Genomic DNA, 22,104 nt, shown 5'->3' with positions numbered 1-22,104 from the left:
ACCGAGGACGGTCCGACGATCAGGCCGCCCCACGCGTGACCGGGAGCCTTCGGGCAGGATGGAGACATGCCGAACCGACTGGCCCATGAGACGTCCCCGTACCTGCTCCAGCATGCCGACAACCCCGTCGACTGGTGGCCCTGGTCGGAAGAGGCCTTCGCGGAGGCGCGGCGGCGGGACGTTCCGGTGCTGCTGAGCGTCGGCTATTCGAGTTGCCACTGGTGTCACGTCATGGCGGGCGAGTCCTTCGAGGACGAGGCGACGGCCGTGTATCTGAACGAGCACTTCGTCAGCGTCAAGGTCGACCGTGAGGAGCGCCCGGACGTCGACGCCGTCTACATGGAGGCCGTCCAGGCGGCCACCGGCCAGGGCGGCTGGCCCATGACGGTCTTCCTCACCCCCGACGCCGAGCCCTTCTACTTCGGTACCTACTTCCCGCCGGCCCCCCGTCACGGCATGCCCTCCTTCCGGCAGGTCCTGGAGGGTGTGCACACCGCCTGGACCGGCCGGCGTGACGAGGTCGCCGAGGTCGCCGGGAAGATCACGCGGGACCTCGCCGAGCGGGAGCTGAGTTACGGGGACGCCCAGGTCCCGGGTGAGCCCGAGCTGGCCGGGGCCCTGCTCGGGCTCACCCGGGAGTTCGACGCCTCGCGGGGCGGCTTCGGCGGCGCACCCAAGTTCCCGCCGTCCATGGTCATCGAGTTCCTGCTCCGCCGTCACGCGCGGACCGGCTCCGAGGGCGCCCTCGAGATGGCGCAGGACACCTGTGAGCGGATGGCGCGCGGGGGGATCTACGACCAGCTCGGCGGCGGCTTCGCCCGGTACTCCGTCGACCGCGAGTGGACGGTGCCCCACTTCGAGAAGATGTTGTACGACAACGCGCTGCTGTGTCGTGTCTACGCGCACCTGTGGCGGGCCACCGGCTCCGAGCTCGCCCGCCGCGTCGCCCTGGAGACCGCCGACTTCATGGTCCGCGAACTCCGCACCGCCGAGGGCGGGTTCGCCTCCGCGCTCGATGCCGACAGCGACGACGGGACCGGCCGGCACGTCGAGGGCGCGTACTACGTGTGGACGCCCGAGCAGCTGCGTGAGGTGCTCGGGGACGCGGACGCCGAACTGGCCGCCCACTACTTCGGGGTGACCGAGGAAGGCACCTTCGAGGAAGGCGCCTCCGTCCTCCAACTCCCGCAGCACGAAGGCGTGTTCGACGCCGAGAAGATCGACGACATCCGGCGCAGGCTGCTCGCCGCCCGCGCGGAGCGCCCGGCCCCCGGCCGCGACGACAAGGTGGTGGCCGCCTGGAACGGCCTCGCCGTCGCCGCCCTGGCTGAAACCGGCGCCTACTTCGAGCGCCCGGACCTCGTGGACGCCGCGATCGGCGCCGCCGACCTCCTCGTGCGCCTGCATCTGGACGAGCGTGCGCGGCTCGCCCGTACTAGCAAGGGCGGGCGGGTCGGGGCGAACGCCGGGGTGTTGGAGGACTACGCGGACGTCGCCGAGGGGTTCCTCGCGCTCGCCTCGGTGACCGGCGAGGGGGTGTGGCTGGAGTTCGCGGGGTTCCTCCTCGACCATGTCCTGATCCACTTCGCGGACGCCGAGTCGGGCGCCCTGTACGACACCGCCGACGACGCCGAGCAGCTCATCCGCCGCCCCCAGGACCCCACCGACAACGCCACGCCGTCCGGCTGGAGCGCGGCCGCCGGAGCCCTGCTGTCGTATGCCGCCCAGACCGGCGCTGAACCCCATCGCACCGCTGCCGAGCGGGCGTTGGGTGTCGTGAAGGCGCTCGGGCCGCGCGCTCCCCGTTTCATCGGCTGGGGCCTGGCGGTCGCGGAGGCGCTCCTCGACGGGCCGCGCGAGATCGCGGTCGTCGGTCCGGCCGGCGATCCGGCGACGAAGGCCCTGCACCGCACCGCGCTGCTGGGCACCGCGCCGGGCGCCGTGGTCGCCGTAGGCGCTCCGGGGAGTGATGAGCTGCCGCTCCTTGCCGACCGGCCCTTGGTGCAGGGGCAACCCGCTGCGTACGTTTGTCGTAACTTCACCTGTGACGCTCCGACGGCCGACCCGGAGCAGCTCAGCGCGGCTCTGAACGGCTGAAACATCGATCATCAACCGGTCTAAACCAGACCTGTGTACGATTTATTCAGTAATCAATCCGACTGTCTTGAAACACGCTCTTCATCAGAACAACGTGCGCACTTCACAGATCACCCATAGCATCTGCACGGTGACGCGACGGATGTGACTGACCGTCGCGACAGGGGGTTTTGGGGATCTGGGGGGATCTTTTGCTGACGTCTGTCTTTATTGCTGCCGTTTCGCTGGCCTTGTTCTGGATGGCAGCCTTCACTCTGTGGTGGCAGATGCACGCCTGGCGTACGCCCGAAGTGCTCGCTTCCACCCGTTTCAGCAGACCGGACGGCGGTGACCGGCTCGCCTTCTCGCTGCTGCTGCCGGCCCGCCATGAACAGGCCGTGCTCGACCACACCATCCAGCGCCTGCTGGAGTCGAGCCACACCGACTTCGAGATCATCGTCATCGTCGGGCACGACGATCCGGAGACCACCGCGGTGGCCCGGGCGGCCGCGGAGCGCGACTCGCGCGTACGCGTCGTCGTCGACCGCCACGAGAAGAAGAACAAGCCGAAGGCCATGAACACGGCGCTGCCGCACTGCCGCGGCGACGTCGTCGGAGTCTTCGACGCCGAGGACCAGGTCCATCCGGAGCTGCTCGCCCACGTGGACCATGCGTTCCGCACGACGGGTGCGGACGTCGTCCAGGGCGGCGTCCAGCTCATCAACTTCAACTCCAGCTGGTACAGCCTGCGCAACTGCCTGGAGTACTTCTTCTGGTTCCGCTCACGGCTGCACCTGCACGCGCAGAAGGGGTTCATCCCGCTCGGCGGCAACACCGTCTTCGTACGGACCGACGTGCTGCGGGAGGCCGACGGCTGGGATCCCAACTGCCTCGCCGAGGACTGCGACCTGGGGGTCCGGCTCTCCAGCGTCGGCAAGAAGGTCGTCGTCGCCTACGACTCCGACATGGTGACCCGGGAGGAAACTCCCGGCAGTCTGATGTCACTGATGAAGCAGCGCACCCGGTGGAACCAGGGCTTCCTGCAGGTCTACCGGAAGAAGGACTGGAAGCAGCTTCCGGGCTTCGGGCAGCGGCTGCTCGCCCGCTACACGCTCATGACGCCGTATCTGCAGGCCGTCTCCGGCGTGGTCATCCCGCTCAACGTGGCCATCGCGCTCTTCCTCGACGTGCCCGTGGGTATCGCCTTCATCACCTTCCTGCCGGCCGTGACCGCCCTGGTCACCTTCGTCTTCGAGCTTGTCGGACTGCATGACTTCGGCAAGCAGTACGGGCTGCGCGTCCGCTTCGTCCACTACGTCAAGCTCGTCCTCGGTGGCCCCTTCTATCAGGTGCTCCTCGCCGGTGCGGCCGTCCGTGCCGTGTGGCGGGAGCAAAGGGGCCGCAACGACTGGGAGTTGACCAGCCATGTCGGCGCGCACCTCGCCGAGGTCGAAGTGAGCCGCTAGGGCCGGCGCGATCCGGTGTGATCCGGCGGGGCCGGGGTGGCTCCGCCAGGACCCGATGTGGCCCGTCAGGGCTGATATCGACCCCATGGGGTCGATATCGGTCATGAGGGCGGATATGGCCGTCAGGGCCATTGTGCTCCGGCTGGGACCCGTTCCGGTGGGTCGGCCTTGCCGCTGAGCGTCCAGTAAGTACTGAAAGTGCAGAAAGTCCCGAGAGGACCTTCCCGCGTGACCTCGACCCTTCCCGCGGCGACCACCTCCACGGTCCCCGCGCAGCGGCCCTCCGCGCCCAAAATCGTCCACGACTCCCGTCCCCTGCAGCGTCTGCGCCGCTCGCGCGCCGACCTCGTGCTGTGCGGTGTCCTGCTCCTGGCCATACTCGCCGTGCAGGGCTGGAACATCACCGCCTACCCGACCCTCAGTGACGACGAGGGCACCTATCTCGCGCAGGCCTGGGCCGTCCAGCAGGGCAAGGGCCTCGCCCACTACACGTACTGGTACGACCACCCGCCCATGGGCTGGATCCAGATAGCCGCGCTGACCTGGATCCCGGCCCACCTCAGCCCCTCGCTGATGACGGTCGGCTCGATGCGGGTCGCGATGCTGGCGGTCAGCGCGGTGAGCGCGATCCTGCTGTACGTCCTCGCGCGCCGTCTCTCGCTGCCGCGCTGGGCGGCGGGGCTCGCGATGGCGCTCTTCGGGCTCTCGCCGTTGTCGGTGGTGCTCCAGCGCGAGATCTTCCTGGACAACATCGCGGTGATGTGGACGCTGCTCGCGTTCTGCCTCGCCGCGTCCCCGAGCCGTCACCTGTGGCACCACTTCGCGGCGGGCATCGCGGCCGCGGCGGCCGTGCTCACCAAGGAGACGATGCTTGTCATCCTGCCCGCGCTCCTGGTCACCATGTGGCGCCACGGCCACCGCGACACCCGCAAGTTCGCGCTCACCGGAGCCATCACCGCCTGCGCCCTGATCGGCCTCTCGTATCCCCTCTTCGCCCTGCTGAAGGGCGAGTTGTTCCCGGGCTCGGGCCATGTCTCGCTCTGGGACGGCATCACCTACCAGATGAGCCGCCCCGGCTCCGGCTTCATCCTCGACCAGGGCACCGGCTCGTACGGCGTCCTGCAGTCCTGGCTGTACTACGACCGCGTGCTGCCCCTCGGCGGCCTGGCCGGAGCGCTGCTGCTGCTGGCCACCTGGCGCTGGTCGGTGACCGCCCGCGCGCTGGCCGGACCCGCGCTCACCGTCGCCATCCTCGCCCTGGTGGCGCTGCGCCCGAGCGGCTACCTGCCCGCGATGTACGTCATCCAGGCCCTGCCGTTCCTCGCCCTGGTCCTCGCCGGGGGCACCGCGAGCGTCGCCCACGCGGTGCTGCGCAGGGGACGCGGCGCGGACGAGAAGCCGTACGTCACCTGGGGGCGGCGGGTGACGGCGGCCGCGCTCGTGGCGGCGGCCGCCGCCTATGTCGTCCCGCGCTGGTACGACGGCAACCACACCGCCGTCACCGCCGACGCCAACGCCCCCTACCGGGCCGCCGCCGCATGGATGAAGACCGAGGTGAGCGATCCGCGCAACACCCGGGTCCTCGTCGACGACGCGCTCTGGCTCGACCTCGTGCACGACGGCTACCGGCCCGGACTCGGCGTCATCTGGTTCTACAAGGCGGACCTCGACCCCGCGGTGACCAAGACGATGCCAGGCGGCTGGAAGGACCTCGACTACGTCGTCGCCTCCCCGACCGTGCGCCGTGACGCGGTGGACCTGCCCAACGTCAAGGCGGCCATCGAGCACTCGACGCCGGTCGCCACCTTCGGCAAGGGCGAGGACCGGATCGAGATCAGGCAGATCAACGCCACCACCATGACCACGGCGAGTTCCGGAGGCAGTCGATGAGCAGCTTCGAGAGCACTGTCCCCGACGAACTGGGCGCCCCGGCTGGAGCGCCCCGGAGGCGAAGCGAGCGCGAGAACGCAGTTGCTGAACCGGGCGCCGTCACCATCGTCGTACCGACCTTCAACGAGTCCGCGAACATCCGCGAGCTGCTGCACCAGATCACCGAGTCGGTACCGGCCCGGCTGCCCTGCGAGGTCGTCTTCGTGGACGACTCCACGGACGACACCCCGGAGGTGATCAACCGGGAGGCGCGGGACTGCCCCTTCCCGGTCACCGTGCTGCACCGCGACCGACCCGAGGGCGGGCTCGGCGGGGCGGTCGTCGAGGGGCTGAAGGCGGCGAGCTCCGAATGGATCGTGGTCATGGACGGCGACTGCCAGCACCCGCCGTCCCTGGTACCGGAGTTGGTCGCCTCCGGCGAGCGCGCGAACGCCGGGCTCGTCGTCGCCAGCCGCTACATCAAGGGCGGCAGCCGCGAGGGCCTGGCGGGCGGCTACCGCATCGCCGTCTCGCGCGGCGCGACCTGGCTGACCAAGACGCTCTTCCCGCGCAAGCTGCACGGCATCAGCGACCCGATGAGCGGCTTCTTCGCGATCCGCCGCAGCGCGGTCACCGCCGAGGTCCTCCAGCCGCTCGGCTACAAGATCCTGCTCGAACTCGCCGTGCGCAGCCGCCCCCGCGAGGTCACCGAGGTGCCCTTCGTCTTCCAGGACCGGTTCGCGGGCGAGTCCAAGTCGACCGCGCAGGAGGGCTTCCGGTTCCTGCGCCACCTCGTCGGGCTGCGCACCGCCTCGCCCCTCGCACGGATGGTGGTCTTCGGCCTGATCGGCGCCACCGGCTTCGTACCGAACCTGCTGGGCCTGTACGCGCTCACCGCCGCCGGAATGCACTACCTGCCCGCGGAGATCCTCGCCAACCAGCTCGGCGTCGCCTGGAACTTCCTGCTCATCGAGCACCTCCTGTTCCGGGAGCGCCGAAAGCACCGCAAGCGGTGGGACCGCGTGGGCCGGTTCGCGCTGCTCGCCAACGCCGATCTGGTGCTGCGCATTCCGCTGATCGCGCTCTTCGTCCACCACCTCGGGGTGGGCGCGCTGTCCGCCACCGCCCTGGCCCTGGTGACGACCTTCGTCCTGCGCTTCGTGGGGACCGAAGCGCTGGTCTATCTGCCGCGCCGCAGCGAAAAGGCCGCGCGTGGGAGCCGCACCGCAAGGAGAGCCGCATGACCTACCTGGTACGACCAAGACGCAGAACGTCACTGCTGGCCGTGGCGGGCCTCGCCGCCGGGCTGCTGCTCATCTCCCCGCAGCCCGCGTCCGCCGCGAACCTCGTCACCAACCCGGGCTTCGAGACGGCGGGCACGGACGGGATGCCGTACTGCTGGGAGAAGTCCGGCTGGGGCGACAACGACTTCACCTTCTCCACCGTCGCCGGCGCGCACTCCGGCACCAAGGCCATGAAGGTCGAGCTGACCCGGCGCGTCGACGGCGACCGCAAGGCGCTGATCACCGAGTCCACCGCCTGCGCGCCGGTGGTCACCGTGGGCAAGCAGTACGACCTCGGACTCTGGTACAAGACGACCACCCCGGACGCCTCCCTCACGCTGTTCCGGCACGACACGACGGCGGGCTGGCAGTACTGGACCGACCTCAAGACCCTCGACATGGCGGGCAGCTGGACCGAGGCCACGGTCCGCACGCCCGCCGTCCCGGCCGGCACCGACCGCATCACCTGGGGCGTCTCCGTGTACGGCACCGGCGCCGCCACCACCGACGACTACACGATGGAACAGGTCGCCGACACACCCCCGCCCGCCACCTGCACCGGCACCGCCGAACAGTGCGCCAACGGCAAGTGGGACGTGCTGCCCACCCAGAACCCGGTGCGCTCCATGCACTCCGTCGTCCTCAACAACGGCAAGGTGCTGCTGATCGCGGGCTCCGGCAACAGCGAGGAGCAGTTCAACGCGGGCACCTTCACGAGCGCGGTCTACGACCCGGTGAACGGCACGTACAAGACGATCCCCACGCCCAAGGACATGTTCTGCGCGGGGCATGTGCAGCTGCAGGACGGGCGCGTGCTCGTGATGAGCGGCAACAAGGCGTTCCCGGCGGCGGACGGTTCCCACGGCTACGAGGGATACAAGGACTCGTACATCTTCGACCCGGCCACCGAGACGTACATCAAGACGAACGACATGAACGACGGCCACTGGTATCCGTCGGCCACCGAGCTCGGCAACGGTGACATCATCTCGTTCGGCGGGCTGCGCGAGGACTCCACCGGTTCGGTGACCGCCGAGCTCTGGTCGGACGCCCAGCAGCAGTGGCTGCCGATGTGGCAGGTCAACCAGACCTGGTCGTACTGGGGCCTGTACCCGTCGATGATCCTGATGCAGGACGGCCGGCTCTTCTACTCGGGCAGCCATGTCTTCGGCAACGGCACCCCCGGCACCGGCTCGGCGATCTACGACTACGACGCCAACACCACGACGGCGATCCCGGGCCTTCAGAGCAAGGACGAACGCGACCAGTCCGCCAGCGTGCTGCTGCCCCCGGCCCAGGACCAGAAGGTGCTGACGATCGGCGGCGGCAACATCGACTCCAACCCGGAAGCCAACCGGCTCACCGACATCATCGACCTGAAGTCCGCCAACCCGACGTACGTCGCGGGCCCGCCGATCCCGCAGGGCACGGTCGACCTCGGCAACGGCAAGGTGGCCCAGACCGGCGCCCAGGGCAAGATGTACGTCTCCGCCGTCCTGCTGCCCGACGGCAAGGTCCTGGAGACGGGCGGCGCCCTGCACAACCGCGCCAACCCGGTGTACGAGACGTCGATCTTCGACCCGGCGACCTCGACCTTCGACCAGGTGGCGACCGACCCGGAGGAACGCGGCTACCACTCGTCCGCGTTCCTGCTGCCCGACGGCCGGGTGATGACCACCGGCGACAACCCGGGCAACGGCACCTGGAACCACGACGTGTCCATCTACACCCCGCCCTACCTCTTCAAGGGCACCCGTCCGACGATCACCTCGGTGATCGACAACGAGTGGGTGTACGGCGACACGCAGCGCATCACGGTCGACCGGCCCATCGCCAAGGCCGAGCTGATCCGCCCGGCCGCGGTGACGCACTCCTCGGACCCGAACCAGCGGTTCGTGGACCTGCCGCTGAGCGTGGACGGCAACAACGTCGACCTGAACGTGACGAGCAACCCCAACCTGGCGCCGCCCGGCTGGTACATGCTCTTCGCGGTCGACGCGAACGGCGTCCCCTCGATCGCCAAGTGGGTGCACCTCCAGGGTCCGTCGGCACTCGCCGCCGCGGACACCGCCTCCGCGCACGTCCACTCCTTCGCCGACTCCCTGGAGGGAACCGTCAAGGAGCCCGGCAAGAAGAGGGCCTCGCAGAAGGTCAGTCCCACCCTTGCCGGCTGCGACCGGCACTACGGCTCGATCAATGTCTGCGTGCCGACGGTCTTCCCGGACGAGGTGAAGAAGACGACGGCCTCGCGCTGCGCCTGGCTGAAGACCAATGACTACGGCCGGCTGAAGGTCAACGGCAAGGACGATCCGCTGGGCCTCGATCCGAACAAGGACCGGGTGGCCTGCGGCGCGAAGGACCTGAAGCGCCGCTAGGGCCTGTCCGGTCAGCTCCCGAACTCGGCGAGGGCGCGCCCCACGATGGCCTCCAGGCGGTCGTGGTGCGCGCCTTTCCAGAAGGCGCGTCCACACTCCCCGCACTGCGCGAAGACGTCGTACGACCGCTCGGTGCCGCCCTCCAGCTGATCCGCGACCTGCTCCTTCGTGGCGGCCCGGAGCAGGCCGTTGCACGCCGTGCAGCGCGTCCAGGGCTTCAGCTCGGGTGCGAACCGGCCCAGGACGTCACGGAGTTGGTCGTCGGGCAGGGTGCTGTAGACGAAGGCGCCCGCCCACAGCTCGCGGCGCCGCAGCAGTCCGCGGTCACGGCTGAGCATGACGCGCCGCTCGGCCGCGGAACGGGCGGCGAGGGCCGGGTCGCCGATGTCCGTGGACTCGTACGCCGTGTCCACGCCCAGCAGGCGCAGCCGACGGGCGAGGGTGCCGAGGTGAACGTCGAGGAGGAAGCGGAGCGGGGCACCGGGGACGTCCTGCGGACGCTCGACCGTGAGCACCCGTACGAACTCGCCGGCCGCCGGGATGTGCGAGAAGGGCACCTCCCGGCCGTCCACGATCAGGGCGCCGACCTCCGTCAGCGGGACGCCGAGCGACTCCACGACATGGCCGAGCGTGGAGGAACCGTCGGTGCCCACCGGGGTGGCACCCGCGCGCCGCCCGTGCGGGACGAACAGCCCCAGGTCGGCGGCGAATTCGACGTGGATCTCCGGTCCGTTCACCAGGTCAGGATGTCATGCGGGGCGCGCCGCCTGCCTCCGGGTCGGCGGCGGTCAGACCGTGCTCCAGGACGTCCACCCCGCGGCCGACGATCTCGGCGAAATCCTCCTGGTGGCCGCCCTCGGCCCAGTACAGGGAGGTCTCCAGCAGCCCGCCGATCAGCGACATCGCGAACACCCGCACTTCGAGGCTGTCGGGGTCCCGGCCGGTGCGCTCCCCGATGGCACGGCACAGCAGGCGGCCGGTGAGCGACATGCTCTCCATCATCCGGGAGCGCACCGCGGGGACCTCGACCATCAGCCGCGTCCGCAGCCGGCTCACCTCGGGCTCCTCGGCGGTCCCGATCCCGACGGCCTTCGCCATCACATACCGCAGGGAGTCGAACCACGGCTCGTCCGCGGGCCGCGACCGCAGCTCCTCCTCGAGGAGGGGGTCGAACTCGTCGGTGAGGACGATGTCCTCCTTGGTCGGGAAGTAGCGGAACACCGTGGACGGGGAGACCTCGGCCGCCTCCGCGATCTGCTCGATGGTCGTCGCTTCGTACCCCTGCTGCTGGATCAGTCGGTACGTCGCGTCGCGGATCGCGATCCGGGTCTTCATCTTCTTCCGCTCCCGGAGCCCCAGCTGGGGTTCGGGAGGGGAAGAGGTGCTGTGTGCGGTGGCGGCCATGCTGTTCATTGTCCGGCATTCATGGGGGTCGGAGCCATGGCGGTGTCCTCCTTCGACGCGGGCTCGACCTGCGGGGTCCCCGGCAGCAGCGCCGCGGCCAGCAGTGCGACGAGCGTGGGAGTCACCATGAAATGAGAGTAGCTTCTAAAAGATGGTTACTGTCAATGGGTGGGGGCTTTCATGAGTCGTCAAGACATGGCAAAGGGCCGCGGCTTGAAGCCGCGGCCCTGGGAAGAGGCTGGTCGGGCGGGTTGCTCCCGCCGGTGGGTTATGCGTGCTGGTAGGCCACCAGCGAGATGCCGACGTAGTGCACGACGAACGCCGCGAGGGTGAAGGAGTGGAAGACCTCGTGGAAGCCGAACCAGCGCGGTGACGGGTTGGGGCGCTTGATCCCGTAGATCACGCCGCCCGCGCTGTAGAGCAGTCCGCCGACGATCACCAGGACGAGGACGGCGATCCCGCCCGTGCGCATGAAGTCCGGCAGGAAGAAGACGGCCGCCCAGCCCATCGCGATGTAGCAGGGGGTGTAGAGCCAGCGCGGGGCGCCCACCCAGAACACCCGGAAGGCGATACCGGCCGCCGCCGCGGCCCAGATGCCCCACAGGAGCCACTGCCCCTTGGCGCCCGGCAGCAGCAGCATGGTCAGCGGTGTGTAACTGCCCGCGATGATCAGGAAGATATTGGCGTGATCGAGCCTGCGCAGCACGCCGTCCATGCGCGGGCTCCAGGTGCCGCGGTGGTAGAGCGCGCTCACCCCGAACAGCAGGCAGGCCGTCAGGGCGAAGATTCCGCAGGCGATGCGGCCGCGGGTCGAGTTCGCGAGAGCGGTGAGCACCAGGCCGGAGATGAGAACGGCCGGAAACATGCCCAGGTGCAGCCAGCCGCGCAGCTTGGGCTTGATCTCGTGCGTCTCGTGCGGCAGGGAGGACGCCACGGGACCGCGGCCTGCGGCCGGCGAGTCCGTGGGCGCGTCGGGGACGGGCGCAGTCATGCGCCGAATCGTACCTACGGAACCGTAAGTTACGTATCAGTACGAGGCAATCATCGGCCAGAAGTGGCCATGATCTCACGCGTTGTCCGGGCCCGCGAGGGGCGTCCCTGGTGAACCCGCGATGTGCGGAAGGAAACCCCGAGGTGAGTCGCGCGTGAGTGGCGATGGTCACTCCGCTCAGTTGTGCGGCCCTCTGGACAGATGCGCGGTACAGTCGGATGATCAAATGAGTGCGGTCGGCACCGGATGAGCGCCATGGGCTTTCACGCCCCGAAGCATCCGGGTCGCAGCCCCCACGGGGCACCAAAAACAAAACCCCTCATCTAGGAGCAATCGTGGCGCGCGACATCGCGGCTCCCTCCACCGTTCCCACCCAGCACAAGGAACTGATCTCGTGGGTCAACGAGATCGCAGAACTGACGCAGCCGGACAGCGTGGTCTGGTGTGACGGATCCGAGGCCGAATACGAGCGGCTGAGCGAGGAGCTCGTCCAGAAGGGCACCTTCAAGAAGCTCGATCCGATCAAGCGACCCCACTCCTACTACGCCGCCTCCGACCCGACCGATGTCGCGCGGGTCGAAGACCGGACGTTCATCTGCTCCGAGAAGGAGGAGGACGCGGGCCCGACGAACCACTGGAAGGATCCCGCGGAGATGCGGGAGATCTTCACGGGGGAGCAAGGCGTCTTCCGTGGCTCGATGAAGGGCCGGACGATGTACGTCGTCCCGTTCTGCATGGGCCCGCTGGGCTCGGACCTCTCCGCGATCGGCGTCGAGATCACCGACTCCGCCTACGTCGCCGTGTCCATGCGCACCATGACGCGCATGGGACAGCCCGTCCTGGACGAGCTCGGTTCCGACGGGTTCTTCGTGCGTGCTGTGCACACGCTCGGAGCGCCGCTGGCCGAGGGCGAGGCGGACGTGCCGTGGCCGTGCAACTCCACGAAGTACATCTCGCACTTCCCGGAGTCCCGCGAGATCTGGTCGTACGGCTCGGGCTACGGCGGCAACGCGCTGCTCGGCAAGAAGTGCTACGCCCTGCGTATCGCGTCCGTGATGGCGCGCGACGAGGGCTGGCTCGCCGAGCACATGCTGATCCTCAAGCTCACGCCCCCGCAGGGTGAGTCGAAGTACGTCGCCGCCGCCTTCCCGAGCGCCTGCGGCAAGACCAACCTCGCCATGCTGGAGCCCACCGTCTCCGGCTGGACGGTCGAGACGATCGGCGACGACATCGCCTGGATGCGGTTCGGCGAGGACGGCCGCCTCTACGCGATCAACCCCGAGGCCGGTTTCTTCGGCGTCGCGCCCGGCACCGGTGAGCACACCAACGCCAACGCGATGAAGACGCTGTGGGGCAACTCCGTCTTCACCAACGTCGCGCTCACCGACGACAACGACATCTGGTGGGAGGGCATGACGGAGGAGACTCCGGCCCACCTGACCGACTGGAAGGGCAACGACTGGACACCGGAGTCCGGGACGCCCGCCGCACACCCCAACGCCCGCTTCACCGTTCCCGCCGCGCAGTGCCCGATCATCGCGCCGGAGTGGGAGGACCCCAAGGGCGTGCCGATATCGGCGATCCTCTTCGGCGGACGCCGCGCCACCGCCGTACCGCTGGTGACGGAGTCCTTCGACTGGAACCACGGCGTCTTCCTCGGCGCGAACGTCGCCTCCGAGAAGACCGCCGCCGCCGAGGGCAAGGTCGGCGAGCTGCGCCGCGACCCGTTCGCCATGCTGCCGTTCTGCGGCTACAACATGGGCGATTACATGGGTCACTGGGTCGACGTCGCCAAGGACAAGGACCAGGCGAAACTCCCGAAGATCTACTACGTGAACTGGTTCCGCAAGAACGACGCGGGCAAGTTCGTGTGGCCGGGCTTCGGCGAGAACAGCCGTGTCCTGAAGTGGATCGTGGACCGCCTCGACGGCAGGGCCGAGGGTGTCGAGACACCGATCGGCATCCTGCCGGCCAAGGGGGCCCTGGACACCAAGGGCCTCGACCTGTCCGAGTCCGACCTCGACTTCCTGCTCACCGTCGACAAGGACGTGTGGCGCGAGGAGGCGGCGCTCGTGCCCGAGCACCTCAACACCTTCGGCGAGCACACCCCGAAGGAGCTGTGGGACGAGTACCGGGCGCTGGTGCAGCGCCTGGGCTAGCACCCGCAATGAATCTCCGCGGCCGGTCCGACATACCCTGACCTGCGACGTCGTCGTGACCGGACGCGGTTGCACCATCCCGGGAGGCCGGGGCCCGCACAACGGTGCGCGGGCCCCGGCCTTCTGGTGATGCCGTTGGCGAATCCGGTCGGCGGTGTCTCCCGCACCCCATGGGTGCCGCGAGACGGTGAGCGGGGACGTTCTGATGGGCGTGGGTCTGTACAACCCGGAGTCGGGCCGCTTCTTGCAGACCGACCCCCTGCCGCCGTTGCAGCCTGCGTGGTGCTCGCTTGGACGTACCTCGCGTGGTCGGTTCACCACGTCAAAGCCGCGATCGCACGAGGTGGCTGTTTCACCTGGACCTTCGGAGCGTCCGTCGGTTGGCATGGTGTGCACGGTTGGGCAGCGCCAGGCAATGTGAGCAAGAAGAACAAGTACTGCAAGAAGTAGCCCGGCCGGTGAACGACGTTCACTGACGGACGTTCACCGACGGGGAGGTGTCGGTGGCGCTGAGACGGCGCCACCGACACCGCCGTATTCGACCACAAGAGCGGAGACCGAAGTGATCTCGTTCAAGCTGGGAGCTCGTCAGCTCGTTCTCCCAGTCCTCCTGGGCTGCCTGACCGCCATAGCGCTCGTGTACGTGGGCTTGGCCGCCAGTGGCGATCCGATGAGCGCTGGCGAACTTGCGCCATTCCTCTGGGCAACGCCGGTGAGCTGCGCGGTCGTCGCGCTCACGGGCCGGGGCTACGGCGTGAGCCTCACCGAGGAGGCCCTTGTCCTCAGCGGCGACCGGCGCCGCCCGATCCTCCGCACGGACATCCTCCGCCTGGAGGTGCAACGCAGCCTGGGCGTCAGCCTCATCGCGGTGTACACCACGGACGGTCGGCGCACGATGCTGCGCGCCCCGACGTCCTTCCTGGACCGGGAGTTCGACCGCAAGGCACAGATCGTCATCGAATGGTGGCAGGGCAGCAGCTGAGGGCTGCGCGACGGCGGTTCAGTGGCCGCCCCCGCGCTCCTCGCGGATCTGCGCCACTACCCGCGCTACCGTCTGCCGCACCGCCTCCGTCTCCGTGAGGAGTGCAGTAGTCCGGGTGCCGCCCCTCCAACGTGGGGATCGCCCGCTCCAGCCGGGCGACGGAGTCGTCCAGCGGGCGGGCGTGCCGCGGATCGGGCGTGGTCCGGCCCGTCATGGCCAGCCGCTGCGCGTTCCCGGGACTATCCCCGCGGGGGCGGGGGTTTCAGAACACGCTGGGGGCGGTACTGCGTCAGCCGTCCACGAGCCGGTGATCTGCCAAAAGCAGGGCCAGCGGCCCGGCGGGGAGGAGGAACCGCCCCTCATGCACGGCCCGGAGCGCATCGCTCATTGGCCACCACATCAGTTTGAAGTCTGCCTCGGTCTCGGTGAGCTCCTGGGGGCCGAGCGTCAGGTCGCGGGCCTCGAAGAGGTGGACGCGCGCTGTGGAGCCCAACATGATCGCGTGTGAGCCCAGAGACCGCCACTGCTGGGCAGTCACACCGGCTTCCTCGCGGAGCTCACGGCGGGCGCACTCCAGCGGGGTCTCTCCGTCTTCCCGACGGCCGCCGGGAAGGAACAAGTAATCGCCTCCGTGGGCGGGAAAGTCGGCGCTCAGCAGGGCAACAAGGCCGTCGGCGTCGCGCGCCACGACCACGGAGGCGTCACGCAGTGATCCATCGCTCATACGGAGCGAGCGTAGAGGTCAGCCGTGTACCCAGGAGGCGAAAGGCACGTTCCACACGACGGGGTGGGCGATGCCGCGGCCGTGGAAGCCGTCGTCCCCATAGGCGTCGCCGTGGTCGGCGCACATGATGACCAGCCACCGTCTCTTGGCGGTGAGCCCGTCGAGCAGCCGGCCCAGGTGCGCGTCTGCGTAGGTGAGCGCTGCGGCCTGCGAGGCGGTGCTGTCCTCGCTGCTGCCGAGGTAGTGACCGTGCGGTACGTGCGTGGCGGAGTAACTGCGGGGGTGAGGTCGAGTCGGCTGTTCACGTCCAGCCTGGTGGTGATCCTGGCGGCGGTCGTGAACAGGCTGGGCTGATGACTACGAGCGCCCCCGGTCCTCCAGATAGCGCGTGTGTGACTCCTGGCGGCGGGCCTCCGTCTCGTGCAGGGTGGTGGCCAGGTGGTCCGCCTCCTCGTGGAGCAGGGTGAGTTGGCGTTCCAGGTGGCGCTCCGGGGGTTCGGTGCCGGGGGTCAGGCGGGTCCACCATCTTGTGCGTACGAAGGTGTCGACGGCCTCGGGGATGTCCTGGCGTACGGCGCGGGACAGGGCGTGTACGCCCTCCGGGTCCTGGGCGAGGACCGCGGCCACCCAGCCGGGGTCCAGCAGGGCGGTCAGGAGGTCGGTCAGCTCGGTGAGCCGGCCCGCGGCTGCCGGGGGCAGCTCGATGCCGTTCAGATAGTCCCGGAGCTTTGCGAAGTCGACGCGCAGTTCGTCGAGTTGGGCCGAGGGGTCCGGGAAGTCGGGGAGCGATGGGCGCTCCGGCGGGGCGATCAGGGCGCCCGCGCCGTACAGGCCCACGACGACGACCGGCCAGTACGCGCCCGCGAGCCCGGTGAAGGTCAGGGCGAGGCCGACGAGCCCGCAGGCGCTGCCGGTGAGGTTCTTGCGGGACTCGAGATAGCCGATGAATTTATTGGTAGCCACGGATCTCCTCGAAGGCGCCGTCGAGCGAGCCCTTCTGGGCGTCGAAGAGACGGCCGCCGGTCAGGTCGGCGATGTGCTGGAGTTCGCCACGGTCGGAGTCGCCGAAGAGGATCGGGAAGACGGGGATCTCGCGCTGTGCGCCCGGCAGCGCGCGGTAGAAGCCGTCGAAGTGCTCCGCGCCCGCGCCTGCCGTGTTCTCGCCGTCCGTCATCAGCACGATCGACGTGAACGTGTCTTTGTCGGCGCCGAGATGCTCGTACGCCTTCTCCAGTGAGGTGAAGATCGCGGTGTCGCCGCCGGCGCTGAGGGCGCGGGTGTCGGCGCGGATGCCGTCGAGCCCGGTCTGCGGGTCGGCGGGACGTACGAGGTGGGTGCGGACGCTCTTGACCTCCGATCCGAAGGGCATCAGCGTCACCTCCTCGCGTTCGCGGAAGTCGCCCGTCAGGGAGGCGAGTGCCTTCTTGAGGCGGTCGAGGCGGTCGCCGCGCATCGAGCCCGAGGTGTCCAGGACGTATACGGTCCGGGAGGGCCGGCGGAGCTGGTTCTCGTACGAGTGGAGGAGCCCGTCGGCGACGGACCGGCTGCCGGGGAAGGGCAGTTCGCGCCGGCGGCCGGTGTCGAGGCCCGCGGCCGGGGCGACGGAGGGGACGACCGGGCGGCGCAGGGTGGTTTTGGTGATCTGCCGCTGGACGGCCGGGGTGCGCAGCGCCTCGGTGAGACGACGGACCGTCTCACGGGTGTCCTTGCTGGAGGAGGCCAGCGACGTGAGCGGATAGTCGGCGGTCACCACGCCGTCGCTCGGGCGGATGACGGTGAGCCCCTTCATGCCCTTGAGGACAGACTCGTAGTTGAGCAGGGCGTCCACGGTGCCGCGACGCTCGTACGCCTCCGCCAGCCAGCCGGAGGAGCCCGAGGTCAGTTTCTGCCCCTTGAAGAACTGCTTCAGCCGCGGCGTCGCCTCGTCCACGTCCGCGTCGGTGAGTGCCGACTGTGCTCCGGACAGGCCCGAGGCCACCGAGATCAGCGTGGAGAAACCGGTGTTGGAGCGGGCCGGGTCGGTCATGCCGTACGTCAGTTTCCCGTCCGCCACGGCCTGGTCCACCTGCGACCAGGTGACGTCGTCCGGCTGCCAGCCCAGGGCGCTCACGGTCGCCGGCTTCACTCCGATGGCCACCGGGCTCGACATGATCGGCGTCTCCGAGACGACCTTCTTCGCCGCCTCGGGCAGCAGCCGCAGATAGTCGTTGGAGGACAGCCACAGCGCGTCGTACGAGCCGTCCACCGTGCCCTTCGCGAGCAGGCCGACGGCGGTGAGCGTGCCCATGTAGGTGGGGCGGACCGTGATGCCGGTGTCCTTGCGGACCTGTTCGAGCACCGGGGCCATGTCGGCGAGTTCGCTGGAGGCGAGGACGCGCAGCGTGCCGGGCCGGGGGCGTTGTCCTCGGGCTGCGGCTGCTGCTGTTCCTGTGCCGTGCACGCGGTGAGCAGCGCGAGCACCGCCAGGGCGGCCAGTCGTACGTGTCTCATGCGAGCCCGCCTTCCAGAGCGCTCTGTGAGCGGCTGCGGTCCAAGTAGGCGGACGCGTACTGGAGTTCGGACGTCAGGGACTCGACCGTCGCGGCCATGGCCTCGGTGGCCTGGACCTTGTACGTGTCGATCGCGTCGAGCGTGCGGTAGATCTGCTGGAAGGCGGTGCGGAGGGTCTCCGCGCCGACGGCCGGGTCGGCGGCGATGCGCTGGATCTCGCCGCTCTGCGTGGCGAGCATTTCGGCGTTGCCGCGGATGAGGTCCTCCGTGGTGCCGCGCAGGGCGTTGACCTGGTCGACGACTTTGCGCTGGTTGTCGAGGGCGGAGGCGAGCATCACGGAGATGCGCAGCGCGGAGACCGTGGTGGTGGCCGCGCGGTCGACGCCCTTGATCAGCTCGTCGTTGTTGCGGCGTACGACGTCCATGGCGAGGTAGCCCTGCGCGCACACCGCGAGCTGGGTGAGCAGGTCCTGGTGCTTCTGGCGTACGGGGAAGAGGACGTCGGAGCGGAGGGTGTCGGCCTGGGCCGGGTCCGTGGCCTCGGCGGTGGCGATGTGTTCCTCGACCGCCGTGTCCAGAGCCTGGGTCAGCACGACGTACTCCTGGAGCTTGCCCATCGTCTCCCAGAGCCGGACGCGCTCGGTCTGCAGGGCGGCGTTGTCGCGGCGCAGTTCGTCCTGGCCGCCGCGCAGTGAGCCCACGATCTTGTTCAAGGTGGCCTGCGAGGAGGCGTACTTGGCGACGTGGTCGCGCAGTTTGTTGCCGCCCGGCAGCTTCGACAGGAACTTCCGCCCCTTGTTCGCGGACAGGTCGCGCGGGTCCAGGTCCTCCACTACGCGCCGCAGTTCGACGAGCGAGCCCGCGACGTGCGACTGCGCGTCCTCGCCCTTGGAGGGCAGACTGCGGATGGTGCGCTCCAGCATGCGGTTGGACTGCGCCGCGGCGCCCCGCATCTCACCGGCGCCCAGGCCCGCGATCTCTCCCACCTTCCCAGCGAACTCCGGGGAGCGGGCGTCCAGGACGGCGAGCCCGCCGACGTATTCGGCCGCGCGCCGTGCCATCTCGTCCTGCACGGACGGGTCGACGGGCACCAGCCCGCCCGCCTTCTCGCGGGGCACGGGCGTGACGGCCTCGGGCGGTGTGAGCGTCAACTCGTTGTGTTCGGTGGTCATGTGATGCTTCCCCCTAGTTCCCGGCCCGGCGCGTCATCTCGTGCAGCACCTTGGAGGCGGGCACAGGCGCCTGCCGGACGCCGGTCAGCTTCTGGTTGAGATACCTGGCCCGGTCGGCGGTCGCCGCCGTGAACTCCGCGGTCGTGCCCTGCGGCCGGAACCCGTGCCGTACGGCGAGCTTGCGCAACGCCGGGTCGGTGCTGAGGAGTTCACCGAGTGCGCGGCCTTCGGCAGTGAGCGGTACGACGGTGTGGTCGCTGTTCGCCGTGGTGTCCGGGTAGAGGACGGTGAGGTCGCCGACGTCCTCGCCCTGGATGAGCAGCGAGGCGACCTGGGACTCGTATGCGAGAACCAGCGGGTTGCCGGCGCCGCTGATGAAGTCCCGGAACGCCGCGTCCGTGCTCGGCTGCTGGGCCCCCTGGACGCTGATGAGCTTGCGCATGAGGGGCGCGGTGCGCTCCACGGCGGCGGTGTCCGCGGCGACCCGGCCGCCGTCGGCGACGTACGAGGCGGCGGCGAGGTAGAGCGCGCCGGAGTTGGAGGTGGCGGGGTCGGTGGTGGCGATGTAGAGGGTGCCGGTCAGTTCACCGTGCGCCTTGGCCCCCTTGAGCTGCTGCCACGTCCGGTCGCGGCGGGCCGCGTCGAGATACGCGGTCATCTTGAGGGTGCCGGTGTTCTTGTCCAGCGTCGTCAGGCCGTTGTCCTCGAGCACCTCGGCGGCGCTGCGATGGGCGACGACCACGAGGGGCGAGTAGAACGGCCGGGGCAACGGCTGCCGTACGTCGTACTTGTCGGCGAGCTCGTCGGCCGGAGCCTGGCTGGAAGGGAAGGCGAAGTCATACCCCTTGAGGTCCAGGCCCTCCATGGCCCAGGACCCGGAGGTCTCCGTCTTCACGGTGTAGCCCTTGGCAGCGAGGGCCTTCACCACGTCGGGATCGGCGAAGAACTCCGCCTTCTCCGATCCGATCACTCCTTGCACGGTCTTCGTTGCCGTGCCCTTGTCCTGGTCTTCGCGGCCTGCGACGACGGCTGCTACCACGCCGCCGATCAGCAGGACCGCCAGGACGATTCCCGCGATGCGTCTCACACCGAGGAGAGTGCTCCCGGAACCCAACATTCCCCGTGTCGGCGAGTGAACGGGGAGTGTCGGACCTATCCCGGTATGCAACCGGAACGGCAGCCTCCGATGACCGGACCGGCCGACGGGTGTGTGGCTCCCGGTCCGCGCGTCGCTGCGGGTGCGCGCGGACCGGGGCCGTACAGGGGGAGCCTCGGGCTCCGGGGAGCCCTTGGGCTCGGTGCGTGCTCAGCGCGGGGCGCTCAGCACGGGGCGCTCGGTACAGGGCGCTCAGTACGGAGCGCTCCGTACGGGGCGCTCAGTGGGACGCGAGTTCCCTCGGGTCGGTGGTGGAGGCGTGGGCGTCCATGCGCTCGGCGGACAGGATCGCCGCCGCCGTGTCCGCGCGGGACGCCGCGACGACGAGGGCGCGGCCGGCGAGGGCGTGCGCCCGCTGGTGCAGGAGCGCGAGACGTGACTCGTGGTGGGCGGCGGTGACCGGCGACCGCAGGGGCGGCAGTCCTCCGCGCAGCCGGGCCACCTGCTCGACGAGCCGCTCGGCGGCGGCGTCCAGATCGTCGGACGGCGCCAGCGCGCGCAGCTCGTCCGTCACCGCCAGCAGCGCCGCGAGATGACCCGCGAGCTGGATGTCCAGCTCCTCCTCGCGCGACCGGTGGGGGAAGTCGGAGGTGGTGCCGGCCATCGTGTGCACCGACTTGGTACGGATCGGTTCGTACATGGGATGGCCTCCTGTGCTCTGACAGGAAGCCATCCTAGCTTGGATTCCGTCTAAAGTTGAGTCGGGTCGCGGAGCTCGTCAGAACGCGCACACAGGGTGAGCGTCACGGCTGGCTGTAGCCGTCCAGGAAGTTCCCGATCCGGGTCACCGCGTCCGTCAGATCGCCCACGGTCGGCAGGGTGACCACCCGGAAGTGGTCCGCCTCGGGCCAGTTGAAGCCGGTCCCCTGGACGACCATGATCTTCTCGCGGCGCAGCAGGTCGAGGACCATCCGCCGGTCGTCCTTGATCTTGAAGACCTTCGGGTCGAGGCGCGGAAAGAGATACAGCGCCCCCTTGGGCTTCACGCAGGTCACCCCCGGGATCTGCGTCAGCAGCTCGTGCGCGACATCCCGCTGCTCCTTCAGGCGCCCGCCCGGCAGGACCAGGTCGTTGATGGTCTGCCGTCCGCTGAGTGCGGCGACCACCCCGTGCTGGCCGGGCATGTTCGCGCACAGTCGCATGTTCGCGAGGATCGTCAGGCCCTCGATGTAGGAGTCGGCGTGCGCGCGGGGGCCGGAGATCGCCACCCAGCCGACCCGGTAGCCGGCCACCCGGTAGGCCTTCGACATGCCGTTGAAGGTGAGGGTGAGCAGGTCCGGGGCGACCGAGGCGGTCGGGGTGTGGGTCGCGTCGTCGTACAGGATCTTGTCGTAGATCTCGTCCGAGCAGACGAGGAGGTTGTGCCGGCGGGCGATGTCGGTCAGCCCGCGCAGCATCGCCTCGTCGTACACCGCGCCGGTCGGGTTGTTCGGATTGATGATGACGATGGCCTTGGTGCGGTCGGTGACCTTCCGCTCCACGTCCGCGAGGTCGGGCATCCAGTCCGCCTGCTCGTCGCAGCGGTAGTGGACGGCCGTGCCACCGGACAGGGACACGGCGGCGGTCCACAGTGGGTAGTCCGGCGCCGGTACGAGCACCTCGTCGCCGTCGTCCAGCAGGCCCTGCATGGCCATCACGATCAGCTCGGAGACGCCGTTGCCGATGAAGACGTGCTCGACGTCCGTCTCGATGCCGAGGGTCTGGTTGTGCATGACGACGGCGCGGCGCGCGGCCAGCAGGCCCTTCGCGTCGCCGTAGCCGTGCGCGGACGACACGTTGCGGAGGATGTCCTCGAGGATCTCCGGCGGGCACTCGAAACCGAAGGCTGCCGGGTTGCCCGTGTTCAGCTTGAGGATGCGGTGACCGGCCGCTTCGAGCCGCATCGCCTCCTCGAGCACCGGACCCCGGATCTCGTAGCAGACGTTGGAGAGCTTCGTGGACTGGATCACCTGCATGT

The 22,104-nt window shown here is 69.3% G+C and carries 17 protein-coding genes and 3 pseudogenes; 7 read left to right on the top strand and 13 right to left on the bottom strand.

Translation table 11 applies throughout. From position 1 onward, the window contains the following. Positions 1-66: 66 nt before the first annotated feature. From AB0D57_RS19790 to AB0D57_RS19770, 5 genes are all read left to right on the top strand, one after another. Positions 67-2,097, top strand: a complete 2,031-nt coding sequence (locus AB0D57_RS19790) for a thioredoxin domain-containing protein (RefSeq protein WP_362074042.1) — start codon at positions 67-69, stop codon at positions 2,095-2,097. A gap of 191 nt (positions 2,098-2,288) precedes the next feature. Continuing rightward, complete coding sequence (locus AB0D57_RS19785; RefSeq protein WP_362074039.1) at positions 2,289-3,542, top strand: glycosyltransferase; 1,254 nt, start codon at positions 2,289-2,291, stop codon at positions 3,540-3,542. Positions 3,543-3,770: 228 nt separating this feature from the next. Further along, positions 3,771-5,432 carry a phospholipid carrier-dependent glycosyltransferase gene (locus AB0D57_RS19780; RefSeq protein ID WP_362074036.1) on the top strand — a complete coding sequence of 554 codons (1,662 nt, stop codon included), beginning with the start codon at positions 3,771-3,773 and terminating at the stop codon, positions 5,430-5,432. Continuing rightward, on the top strand, positions 5,429-6,655 hold the full coding sequence (locus AB0D57_RS19775; RefSeq protein ID WP_362074032.1) for a glycosyltransferase family 2 protein: 1,227 nt from the start codon (positions 5,429-5,431) through the stop codon (positions 6,653-6,655). The genes AB0D57_RS19780 and AB0D57_RS19775 overlap by 4 nt, the downstream gene beginning before the upstream one ends. Then, on the top strand, positions 6,652-9,069 hold the full coding sequence (locus tag AB0D57_RS19770) for a galactose oxidase-like domain-containing protein (protein WP_362074029.1): 2,418 nt from the start codon (positions 6,652-6,654) through the stop codon (positions 9,067-9,069). Before AB0D57_RS19775 ends, AB0D57_RS19770 begins: the two co-directional genes overlap by 4 nt. An 11-nt stretch (positions 9,070-9,080) precedes the next feature. Here the strand turns inward: AB0D57_RS19770 and AB0D57_RS19765 are convergent, their stop codons facing one another. The 4 genes from AB0D57_RS19765 to AB0D57_RS19750 form a co-directional block, all read right to left on the bottom strand. Then, positions 9,081-9,806: a Mut7-C RNAse domain-containing protein gene (locus tag AB0D57_RS19765; RefSeq protein ID WP_362074026.1), complete on the bottom strand. Its 726-nt coding sequence runs from the start codon at positions 9,804-9,806 to the stop codon at positions 9,081-9,083. Positions 9,807-9,810: 4 nt separating this feature from the next. Next, positions 9,811-10,473 carry a TetR family transcriptional regulator gene (locus AB0D57_RS19760; RefSeq protein WP_362074023.1) on the bottom strand — a complete coding sequence of 221 codons (663 nt, stop codon included), beginning with the start codon at positions 10,471-10,473 and terminating at the stop codon, positions 9,811-9,813. A gap of 5 nt (positions 10,474-10,478) precedes the next feature. Next, entirely contained in the window at positions 10,479-10,601 is a 123-nt protein-coding gene (locus tag AB0D57_RS19755) for a hypothetical protein (RefSeq protein WP_362074020.1), read from the bottom strand. A 140-nt stretch (positions 10,602-10,741) separates the two neighbouring features. Then, the gene (locus tag AB0D57_RS19750) at positions 10,742-11,464 is read right to left on the bottom strand and encodes a hemolysin III family protein (protein WP_362074017.1); all 723 of its coding nucleotides are present in this window, start codon (positions 11,462-11,464) and stop codon (positions 10,742-10,744) included. Positions 11,465-11,799: 335 nt separating this feature from the next. Here AB0D57_RS19750 and AB0D57_RS19745 point away from each other — a divergent pair, with 335 nt between their 5' ends. Both AB0D57_RS19745 and AB0D57_RS19740 read left to right on the top strand, forming a co-directional pair. Next, positions 11,800-13,623 (top strand): phosphoenolpyruvate carboxykinase (GTP), encoded by a 1,824-nt coding sequence (locus tag AB0D57_RS19745; RefSeq protein WP_362074014.1) that lies wholly within the window; start codon positions 11,800-11,802, stop codon positions 13,621-13,623. A gap of 670 nt (positions 13,624-14,293) precedes the next feature. Then, positions 14,294-14,605 (top strand): hypothetical protein, encoded by a 312-nt coding sequence (locus AB0D57_RS19740; protein WP_362074011.1) that lies wholly within the window; start codon positions 14,294-14,296, stop codon positions 14,603-14,605. Positions 14,606-14,623: 18 nt separating this feature from the next. Here the strand turns inward: AB0D57_RS19740 and AB0D57_RS19735 are convergent. From AB0D57_RS19735 to AB0D57_RS19695, 9 genes and pseudogenes are all read right to left on the bottom strand, one after another. Beyond that, a pseudogene (locus tag AB0D57_RS19735) lies at positions 14,624-14,837 on the bottom strand (hypothetical protein); the annotation flags it as partial. A gap of 57 nt (positions 14,838-14,894) precedes the next feature. After that, positions 14,895-15,329 carry an NUDIX hydrolase gene (locus AB0D57_RS19730; RefSeq protein ID WP_362074007.1) on the bottom strand — a complete coding sequence of 145 codons (435 nt, stop codon included), beginning with the start codon at positions 15,327-15,329 and terminating at the stop codon, positions 14,895-14,897. 18 nt (positions 15,330-15,347) lie between these two features. Beyond that, positions 15,348-15,596, bottom strand: a pseudogene (locus AB0D57_RS19725) (sulfatase-like hydrolase/transferase); the annotation flags it as partial. A 90-nt stretch (positions 15,597-15,686) separates the two neighbouring features. Continuing rightward, a complete protein-coding gene (locus tag AB0D57_RS19720; RefSeq protein ID WP_362074004.1) occupies positions 15,687-16,292 on the bottom strand; it encodes a hypothetical protein in 606 nt (201 codons plus the stop codon). Continuing rightward, positions 16,279-17,819, bottom strand: a pseudogene (locus AB0D57_RS19715) (VWA domain-containing protein). Before AB0D57_RS19715 ends, AB0D57_RS19720 begins: the two are co-directional and overlap by 14 nt. After that, positions 17,816-18,991 (bottom strand): toxic anion resistance protein, encoded by a 1,176-nt coding sequence (locus AB0D57_RS19710; protein WP_362074001.1) that lies wholly within the window; start codon positions 18,989-18,991, stop codon positions 17,816-17,818. The pseudogene AB0D57_RS19715 and the gene AB0D57_RS19710 overlap by 4 nt, the downstream one beginning before the upstream one ends. A gap of 13 nt (positions 18,992-19,004) precedes the next feature. Then, positions 19,005-20,078 (bottom strand): hypothetical protein, encoded by a 1,074-nt coding sequence (locus AB0D57_RS19705; RefSeq protein WP_362073998.1) that lies wholly within the window; start codon positions 20,076-20,078, stop codon positions 19,005-19,007. 289 nt (positions 20,079-20,367) lie between these two features. Further along, complete coding sequence (locus tag AB0D57_RS19700; RefSeq protein ID WP_362073995.1) at positions 20,368-20,787, bottom strand: hypothetical protein; 420 nt, start codon at positions 20,785-20,787, stop codon at positions 20,368-20,370. Positions 20,788-20,890: 103 nt separating this feature from the next. Next, positions 20,891-22,102 carry a pyridoxal phosphate-dependent aminotransferase gene (locus tag AB0D57_RS19695; RefSeq protein ID WP_362073992.1) on the bottom strand — a complete coding sequence of 404 codons (1,212 nt, stop codon included), beginning with the start codon at positions 22,100-22,102 and terminating at the stop codon, positions 20,891-20,893. Positions 22,103-22,104: the final 2 nt, after the last annotated feature.

The organism is Streptomyces sp. NPDC048275, from assembly GCF_040652275.1.
Lineage (GTDB): Bacteria > Actinomycetota > Actinomycetes > Streptomycetales > Streptomycetaceae > Streptomyces.
The sequence above is the reverse complement of the archived record's forward strand: the minus strand, read 5'-3'. Positions and strand labels throughout refer to the sequence as shown.